A 6301-nucleotide genomic window follows, 5' to 3' on the forward strand; every position below is an offset into this window, starting at 1 on the left:
GGGATGAAGAGGGAGGGGGTCAGGAGGCGTCGGGCGGTGTGATGCGAGCAAGCACCTCGTCGACGGCCACCTGAGTGCCTGCGGGGGCGAGAACTTCGACGGTGCCGTCGATCGGTGCGGTGAGGGAGTGCTCCATCTTCATCGCCTCGACGATGACGACGACGTCACCCGCCGCGACCTCGGCACCATCGGCGACCTGCACGGCGATGACGGCGCCCGGCATCGGGCTCGTGATGTCACCACCGGCGCTGGCCGCAGCCGACGCGCGCAGGCTGACGTGTGGTGCTTCCTTGAGCGTGAACGTCCCGTCTGGTGAGTCGACCCACACCGTGCGGGTGCCGCTCTTGTCGCTCGAGATCGCCGTTCGGTACGTGCGGCGTTCGCCATCGGCGTCGATGACGAATCGTGTTGTGCCGTCGGTCTCCTCGCCCTCGATGACGACGGCGAGCCGCGTTGTCTCCCCGTCGCCGCGGGCCGCCGTCATGGAGGCGGGCACGTCGCGGCTGATCGTGACGTCCTCGCCGTCGCGGTGGTGGGTGAGGGCGACCTCGACGATGCCGCTCGCATCCTCACGCGGGTCGGTGACGGCGAAGCGGGCGCGCCGAGGGCTGTTGTGGCCGGTGCGCCATCCGTCTCGCCCGGCCCACAGGTCGCCACCGCCGGCGAGCCCCAACGAGGCCGACGCTGCGGCGACGAGCACGCCGTCGGGCGCGGGGGTGGCGACGTAGTCGGCGACGCGCGCGTCGAGCAGGCCGGTGTCGAGGCGCCCGGCGATGACGTCGGGGTCGGCGAGCAGGAAGCGGCAGAAATCGATGTTGGTCACGACGCCGCCGATGTGCGTCTTCGCCAAGGCCGCGTCGAGGCCTCGCAGGGCGGACGCGCGGTCGGGGCCGTAAGCGATGACCTTGCTCAGCATCGGGTCGAAGTTGCTGCCGACGATCGTGCCGACGCGCAACCCCGAGTCGACGCGCACCCCGGCGCCCGTCGGCTCGGACAGCGAGATGACCTCGCCGCCGGTGGGCAGGAAGCCGCGCGCCGGGTCCTCGGCGTACACGCGCGCCTCGATGGCGTGGCCCGTCAGCGTCACGTCGTCCTGCGTGAACCCGAGCGGCTCACCGGCGGCCACGCGCACCTGCCACTCGACGAGGTCGAGGCCGGTGACGAGTTCGGTGACGGGGTGCTCGACCTGTAGGCGCGTGTTCATCTCCATGAAGAAGAACTCGTCGGGCGCGTCGGCGCTGACGATGAACTCGACCGTCCCCGCACCGACGTAGTCGACGGATCGTGCTGTGTTGCAGGCCGCTTCGCCGATTCGTGCACGCGTGGCGTCGTCGAGCAGCGGTGACGGTGCCTCTTCGATGACCTTCTGGTGACGGCGCTGCAGCGAGCACTCGCGCTCGCCGAGATGCACGACGTTGCCGTGCTTGTCCGCGATGACCTGCACCTCGATGTGCCGCGGGCGCAGCACGAACCGTTCGAGGAACAGCGTGTCGTCGCCGAAGCTCGAGGCGGCCTCCCGACGGGCGCGCGCGACGGCGTCGGCCATGTCCTCGGCACGCTCGACGACGTGCATGCCCTTGCCGCCGCCGCCGGCGCTCGGCTTGATGAGGACGGGGAAACCGACCTCGCTCGCGGCCGCGACGAGCTCGTCGTCACTCAGACCGGGTCGGGCGAGGCCGGGCACGACGGGCACGTCGAACGCGCTGACGGCTGTCTTCGCCGTGATCTTGTCGCCCATCGTCTCGATGGCGCGGCTGCCGGGGCCGAGGAAGGCGATGCCCGCCTCCTCGCACGCAGCCGCGAACGCGGTGTTCTCCGACAGGAACCCGTAGCCCGGGTGCACGCCGTCGGCGCCACTGATGCGGCACGCCTCGATGACGGCGGGGATGCTGAGGTAGTTCGTGCGAACCGGGGCGCTGGCGTCACCGCGCGCAACGTCGAGACGGTCCAGGTTGATGGCGACGTCGGCTTCGCGCACGTGCAGCGCGCTCGCGTCGGCGTCGGTGTAGACGGCGACGCTGCGGATGCCCATGCGGCGCAGCGTGCGCATGACGCGGACGGCGATCTCGCCGCGGTTGGCGATGAGAACCGTTGCGATGTCGCGCTTCTCGACGTTCGCGTCGGGGGCGGAGGTCGTGTTCGAGGTCATCTCACTCACATCCGGAAGACGCCGTAGCTGACGTCGGGCAGGTCGGTGCCGGAGCAGGCCTCGAGGGCGAGTCCGACGAGGTCGCGGGTGGAGGCAGGGTCGATGACGCCGTCGTCCCAGAGGCGGGCGGTCGAGTAGTAGGGGTTGCCCTGCGTCTCGTACTGCTCGCGGATCGGGGCCTTGAACGTCTCGGCGTCGTCGTCGCTCCACGGGGTGCCGGCGGCTTCGAGCTGGTCGCCGCGCACCGTCGCGAGCACGCTCGCGGCCTGTTCACCGCCCATGACGCTGATGCGCGCGTTGGGCCACATCCACAGGAATCGCGGCGAGTAAGCGCGCCCGCACATCGAGTAGTTGCCGGCACCGTAGCTGCCGCCGATGACGACGGTGAACTTCGGTACGCGCGCGCAGGCGACGGCCGTCACCATCTTCGCGCCGTGCTTGGCGATGCCCCCGGCCTCGTACTCGCGGCCAACCATGAAACCGGTGATGTTCTGCAGGAACAGCAGCGGCGTCTTGCGCTTGTCGGCAAGCTCGATGAAGTGCGCGCCCTTCTGCGCGGATTCGCCGAACAGCACGCCGTTGTTCGCGATGATCGCGACGGGGTGGCCGTGGATGTGCGCGAACCCGGTGACGAGCGTCTTGCCGTACTCGGCCTTGAACTCGTGGAACTCCCCGGCGTCGACGATCGTCTCGATGACGTCGTGCACGTCGTACGGTGTGCGCAGGTCGACGGGGACGACGTCGTAGAGGCGCTCCTGGTCATGGACCGCGTCGCGGGGTTCCACGGTGCGCCAAGGGGTTTCGGGCTTCGGCCCGAGCGTGCTGACGATGCTGCGCACCGTCATGAGCGCGTCGTGGTCGTCATCGGCGAGGTGGTCGGTGACGCCTGAGACCTTCGAGTGCAGGTCGCCGCCACCGAGATCCTCGGCCGTGACGACCTCGCCCGTCGCAGCCTTCACCAGCGGCGGGCCGCCGAGGAAGATCGTGCCCTGCTCGCGCACGATGACGGTCTCGTCGCTCATCGCGGGCACGTAGGCGCCGCCGGCGGTGCACGAGCCCATGACGGCGGCGATCTGTGGGATGCCCTTCGCCGACAGTGTCGCCTGGTTGTAGAAGATGCGGCCGAAGTGGTCGCGGTCGGGGAACACGTCGTCCTGCTTGGGCAGGAACGCTCCGCCGGAGTCGACGAGGTAGATGCACGGCAGGTTGTTCTCGCGCGCGATCTCCTGCGCGCGCAGGTGCTTCTTCACCGTCATCGGGTAGTACGTGCCGCCCTTGACGGTCGCGTCGTTCGCGACGATGACGCACTCGCGACCCTCGACGCGGCCGATACCGCCGATGACGCCGGCGCCGGGGCACTCGTCGTCGTACATGCCGTCGGCGGCGAGGGGCGCGAGCTCGATGAACGGGCTGCCCGGATCGAGCAGCGTCTCGACGCGGTCGCGCGGCAACAGCTTGCCGCGGGCGACGTGGCGCTCGCGCGACTTGTCGCTGCCACCCTTCGCAGCGCGGGCCAGCTTGTCGTTCAGATCGTCGAGCAGGCGCAGATGCTCGGCTCGGTTGGCGGCTTGGTCGAAGGCCATGCGTTCGCTCACCCCGTGACGTCGGTGGGACGGGTCGGTGCGAGCGATCACGTGACCTGCGTCACTCGCGCATTCAGTTAATCACAATTAACTCAAGTGTGGTGAGCGGGGAGGTCTGCCCGGGTGTCCTCGCCCGAGCACGTGGCGGGAGTCGTCGCAGTGAGCGGTGGGCGGTGGGCCGCTTGTGGCGGCTGGCGTCGTCAACCGTCCGTGTCGCATTCGTGCCAAGGGCTTTACGAGTCGGCGAGGCGAGCGTCCTGGTGAGTGAGGTGCGCATGTGCGCGGCCGGTTGGCGGCGGCCGTCGAGGCTGCGACGGCCGCGGGGGACCAGGGGGATCTGATGACTCGCAGGGATGAATTCACGAATCATGCTCAGTCGTGGCGACGGGCGGCTGTGGGAGCGGGAGCGACGCTCGTCGTGACGCTCGGGGGTGCGGCCTGCGGGTCGTCCGACCAGAGCGCGGCGCAGGCGTCGAGTCTGGCGTCGGCGTCGATGCCGTCGCCGGTGCGTCGGGCTCCCGGTGAGGCGACGCTCGTAGGCTGGCTTCGCGAATCGGCTTCGTACGACCCGAGGTTCGCGTTCGTCGCACTCGATGGGGACAGAATCGTCGGGCACGTGATGGCGACCGGGGGTGACCTCGACGGGGCGCCGACGCTCGGGCTGGGGCCGTTGTCGGTCGAGCCGTCGAGGCAGGGGCAGGGCATCGGGTCACGGTTGATGGGGGCGACTCTGGGCGCTGCTCGCCAGGCGGGCGCGAGCGTCATCGTCCTGCTGGGTGGGCCGGGCTATCACGCGCGTTTGGGTTTCGTGCCGGCTGCGGATCTCGGCATCAGCGCAGACCCGTCATGGGGTGAGTTCTTCCAGGCGCGTCCTCTCGCGGACGGCTGGGGGCGCGACGGTGACGCTGAAAGCCAGGCACACGCCGGACCGCGCGGCGTCATCACCTACCCTGAGCCGTTCGCGCGCCTGGGGTGGCGGCCGGCGCACCCCGTCGTGGCGTCTGAGCGGAGCCAATGAGGGTGGTCGGCCCATGCGGCGCCCAGCGTCGCGTGTGAGGGAGCGTCGCGAGGCCCCTGAGGCGCGACAACGTGTGGCGTCGGCGACGCTACGTCAGGGGCAGGTTTCGTCGAGCTTGACGGTCTTGAACCGCACGTCGACGCCGTCCTTGACCTCGGTTCCGGCCGCAGGGGTCTGTGAGCAGACCTTCCAGTGCTTGTCGAGCAGTTGGGGGCGGCTCGTGCCGAGCGCGTCGTCCGAGTGCGAGACGTAGAGCGGGTTGCCGGAGACCCGCTGCACGTCGTCCTGCGCGGCTTGCAAGGTCTTGCCGGTCTCGTCGGGCATGGTGAACGGCTCGGCCTGTGCCCCGACGGCCTTGGAGCTGGCATCGCCGGCTGCGCTCGATGCTGCGGAGCCTGCGCTCGCCACCGCGCTCGTGGCCTGCGACGCAGCACTGGTTGCGGCGTCCTCGGCCTTGTCGGTGTCGTTGCTCGAGCAACCGGCGAGGGCGAGGACCGCGGTCAGGGCGAGGAGGCTGGTCTTGTTCATAGATCGACCTTAGGCTGAGTTCCCTGGCTTAAGTCTCGCTGGTCATGCTTGTGTCCAACTCGTCACGCACGGCAGGGACCTCTCATGTCCGGGGCTTGCGCCGATGTGGTGGCTTAAGGATGAACCGGGATAACGGACGCTGAGGCCCTCCGTCCCCTTCCGAGTTCACGGGGCGCCGCAGTAGTTCCGTATGAGAGGCGGCTGTACCGTGATGATCAGCGCCGCCGCAGTGATCTTGTCCAACCCCGTCGGGGCGCTGTCCTATTTGTAATAGCCCTTTGCGTTGCCAAAGCCGTTTTCAACCGCGATGACGAGGTCGCCCGTGGCGTCGACACCGTAGGCCTGCTTCCAAGTGAGCGTCTTGCCGGGGAGAATGTCAGCGGTGGGCAGATCAACGCCCTTCTCGGTGTCGAAGGCCCCGTCGGATTGCTTATCTCCGCTCGTGGCTGTGGTCGTGAGCGTCATGGCGTTGTAGGGCTCTTTAGATCCGTTCTTCAACGTGACATCGACGATGACGAACTTCTTGAACTTGGTGTCAGAGGCTGCGTAGGGAGACGGTTGAAAGGGCTGAGGCTTCGAGATGGTGATCGCGACGCCGTCGTCCCACGTGAACGTGGATCCGAAGGGCTTGGTCTTGCTGTTGACTTCGTCAGATGACGTAGAGGTCGCTGAGCTGGATGTCTGAGGTGTCGTGCCTTCCCCGGCGGCTGACGAGGCCGACGAGGCGGGGGTGTTGCTGCCAGGGGCGTCGTTCGTGTTCTTGACCTCTGACGAACAGCCGCACAGGGCGAGGGCAGCCGCCACGGAGCAAATCTTCAGATTGCGCATGCGGCCAAGATGGAGGGTTTCGTATCTTTCGCGGGGGTTCGCGAGGTGACTTCTTTGGGTGACTGCCTGCGTTGGTGCGCCATGAGGAGTCCGTCGAGGTCAACCACACTCAGTTCATTGGGGACTGCTGCACGGATAGGTGACATGTTGGTCATGCGGCCTGGGTGGCCGCTGTGGTCATGATGGTCTCGTACT

At 68.3% G+C, this 6301-nt stretch carries 5 protein-coding genes; 1 reads left to right on the forward strand and 4 read right to left on the reverse strand.

Translation table 11 applies throughout. The features are described from left to right. Positions 1 to 19: 19 nt before the first annotated feature. Together AC1RS9_RS14300 and AC1RS9_RS14305 are read right to left on the reverse strand one after the other, a co-directional pair. Complete coding sequence (locus tag AC1RS9_RS14300) at positions 20 to 2149, reverse strand: acetyl/propionyl/methylcrotonyl-CoA carboxylase subunit alpha (protein ID WP_492921952.1); 2130 nt, start codon at positions 2147 to 2149, stop codon at positions 20 to 22. A gap of 5 nt (positions 2150 to 2154) precedes the next feature. Next, positions 2155 to 3732, reverse strand: a complete 1578-nt coding sequence (locus AC1RS9_RS14305) for a carboxyl transferase domain-containing protein (protein ID WP_040014862.1) — start codon at positions 3730 to 3732, stop codon at positions 2155 to 2157. A 394-nt stretch (positions 3733 to 4126) separates the two neighbouring features. Here AC1RS9_RS14305 and AC1RS9_RS14310 point away from each other — a divergent pair, with 394 nt between their 5' ends. Next, positions 4127 to 4750, forward strand: a complete 624-nt coding sequence (locus AC1RS9_RS14310; protein ID WP_006946247.1) for a GNAT family N-acetyltransferase — start codon at positions 4127 to 4129, stop codon at positions 4748 to 4750. Positions 4751 to 4843: 93 nt separating this feature from the next. On the opposite strand, the gene AC1RS9_RS14315 is transcribed toward AC1RS9_RS14310, so the two are convergent. Further along, the gene (locus tag AC1RS9_RS14315; RefSeq protein ID WP_006946077.1) at positions 4844 to 5278 is read right to left on the reverse strand and encodes a PASTA domain-containing protein; all 435 of its coding nucleotides are present in this window, start codon (positions 5276 to 5278) and stop codon (positions 4844 to 4846) included. 261 nt (positions 5279 to 5539) lie between these two features. Further along, the gene (locus AC1RS9_RS14320) at positions 5540 to 6106 is read right to left on the reverse strand and encodes a DUF4352 domain-containing protein (RefSeq protein WP_040014822.1); all 567 of its coding nucleotides are present in this window, start codon (positions 6104 to 6106) and stop codon (positions 5540 to 5542) included. Positions 6107 to 6301 lie beyond the last annotated feature (195 nt).

Source organism: Dermacoccus sp. MPR-E5 (assembly GCF_058809565.1).

Bases quoted from the DNA above. Each gene is read 5' to 3' on its own strand.
- AC1RS9_RS14300 (WP_492921952.1), bottom strand. From the start codon at position 2,149: ATGACCTCGAACACGACCTCCGCCCCCGACGCGAACGTCGAGAAGCGC.
- AC1RS9_RS14305 (WP_040014862.1), bottom strand. From the start codon at position 3,732: ATGGCCTTCGACCAAGCCGCCAACCGAGCCGAGCATCTGCGCCTGCTC.
- AC1RS9_RS14315 (WP_006946077.1), bottom strand. From the start codon at position 5,278: ATGAACAAGACCAGCCTCCTCGCCCTGACCGCGGTCCTCGCCCTCGCC.
- AC1RS9_RS14320 (WP_040014822.1), bottom strand. From the start codon at position 6,106: ATGCGCAATCTGAAGATTTGCTCCGTGGCGGCTGCCCTCGCCCTGTGC.